Below are 2,092 nucleotides of genomic sequence, written 5' to 3'. Positions count from 1 at the left end.
AAACCCGCCCAACCCCTGTAGGGGCGGGTTCACCCAAAGGCTTGACTAATCACCGTAATCTCTATAAACCCGCCCAACCCCATTGTTTTTACTATAAAATAGCAAATAATCGTTCAATGGTACGTTGATTTTCATCGGGACGACCAATCGTAATTCGTAATCCTCCTCCGGTGTGACGAACTAATGTTCCTTTTGTTTTTAACTGCTGCATAAGCTCATTTAAAGCTGGCTCAGAATTGCGTTCATCGGTGAGTCTAACATAAATAAAATTAGCATCACTACGCCAAAGTTTTAACTGTTTATTTTGAGCTAAAGCATTAATTAAACGAGTCCGTTCTCCTAAAATTTCAGGAATTACAGCGAGTAAATCTTGACGATTATTTAAGGCTAATAAAGCAGCCGTTTGTGTGAAACTAGGGAGATTATAGGGAAGACGAACTTTTTCTAAAGCGGTGATTAATTCGGGATGGGCGATCGCATATCCAGCCCGCAAGGAAGCTAACCGAAATGCCTTAGAAAACGTGCGTAAAATCACCCAGTTAGGATGCTGTTTTAACTCCTCGATAACGCTGGTTTGACTAAACTCAAAATAAGCTTCATCAATTACCACTAAAATCTGTTCTGGTAAACCACGCAGCCAGTCTAATTCATCTTCTGTTAACGCATTCGCCGTAGGGGAATTAGGATGAACCACAAACACAACTCGAATGGGAGGATTTTGTGTAGATTTAATCGCAGCTTTAGCCGCGTTTAAATCCATCTCAAAGGTATCTTCATCCCGTCCTATACTAATAACTGGAATTCCTAACGTTTGGGCAATAATTCCATACATAGAAAAGGTAGGATTAGCCACTAAAATTGAGCCTTCTCCTCCTAAACAAGTTGCAATTAAGAGAGATCGAATTAATTCATCCGACCCATTCCCAACGGAAATCTGATCAGACTTGATAAAGGCGTCAGAATTAGAAATGATTTCATTAATATAACTAGCGATCGCAATTTTTAAAGGAAAATGACTGCCATCAGGATAACGATTTGTTTCAATTTGATGTTGATACGTCCAAGCCAGCTTTTGTTTTAATTCTTCCGGTAAATCATAGGGACATTCATTAGTATCTAAGCGATCTAAAATTTCAGTTTCGACCGGACTACCGGAACTCCCTCCAGGGTGAGGAGTATAGGCGCGAATTTGGTTGAGATCGTTACGAAGAAAAGACAGCATGGCGTTAGCGCAATCGTAATTTTTCTTGAGTTTAGGCAAACTCTATTATCTCTTAATTTAGACTAAAATAACATCCCAAAAACAATATAGCAATCCTCAATGATTTGTGATCAAAACCTGTAGGGGTTGGGTTTCCCAACCCTCTAGGCACCTGGGTTGGGAAACCCAACCCCTACACGGATTGCTATAGAATAAATTTGCATCTGGTTCACCTCCATTCATTAATTATTAATACTGTCAAAGCTAATTTACAAAGATGGAATGTCTTCAACACTTAATCCCGTTGCCTGAACAACTTGCTCTAAACTCAAACCCATTCGCAATAAATTTAAAGCAACTTCTTCCTTTGCTTCCAATTTCCCTTCCAATTTCCCTTCCAATCTCCCTTCTTGTAGAATTTCTTGATAGATGACTGAATTTCGCATAATATCACTCCTTAAAAGTCTTTTCACAGTATCTTGATTTAAAACCAAACCCGCCAAAATTGCCGAAGCAGCAAGGAGATTATTCAAAAATCGGGTTTCTTGAACAATACATAAATTCTCGATATCACTGACCCCAATACTAAAGCGTTTTACAAAGATTGAATCTTTTCAAGACTTAATCCAGTTGCCTGAACAACTTGCTCTAAACTCAAACCCATTCGCAATAAATTTAAAGCAATTTCTTCCTTTGCTTCCAATTTTCCTTCCAATTTTCCTTCTAGTTTTCCTTCCAATTTTCCTTCTAGTTTTCCTTCTAGTTTTCCTTCTAGTTTTCCTTCCAGTTTTCCTTCCAATTTCCCTTCCAATTTCCCTTCTTGTAGAATTTCTTGATAGATGACTGAATTTCGCATAATATCACTCCTTAAAAGTCTTTTCACAGTATCTT

The 2,092-nt window shown here is 38.3% G+C and carries 2 protein-coding genes and 1 pseudogene; all 3 read right to left on the bottom strand.

Translation table 11 applies throughout. The annotated features are described in order from the left end of the window. Window positions 1-91: 91 nt before the first annotated feature. Window positions 92-1,222: a histidinol-phosphate transaminase gene (locus PL8927_RS09155; RefSeq protein ID WP_083620092.1), complete on the bottom strand. Its 1,131-nt coding sequence runs from the start codon at window positions 1,220-1,222 to the stop codon at window positions 92-94. A 248-nt stretch (window positions 1,223-1,470) separates the two neighbouring features. Further along, complete coding sequence (locus tag PL8927_RS28430; RefSeq protein ID WP_231505965.1) at window positions 1,471-1,647, bottom strand: hypothetical protein; 177 nt, start codon at window positions 1,645-1,647, stop codon at window positions 1,471-1,473. A gap of 149 nt (window positions 1,648-1,796) precedes the next feature. Further along, window positions 1,797-2,092: pseudogene (locus tag PL8927_RS09145) on the bottom strand (hypothetical protein); the annotation flags it as partial.

The sequence above is a fragment of the Planktothrix serta PCC 8927 genome (genome assembly GCF_900010725.2).
Classification (GTDB): domain Bacteria; phylum Cyanobacteriota; class Cyanobacteriia; order Cyanobacteriales; family Microcoleaceae; genus Planktothrix; species Planktothrix serta.
This window is presented reverse-complemented; position numbering and strand designations above follow the sequence as displayed.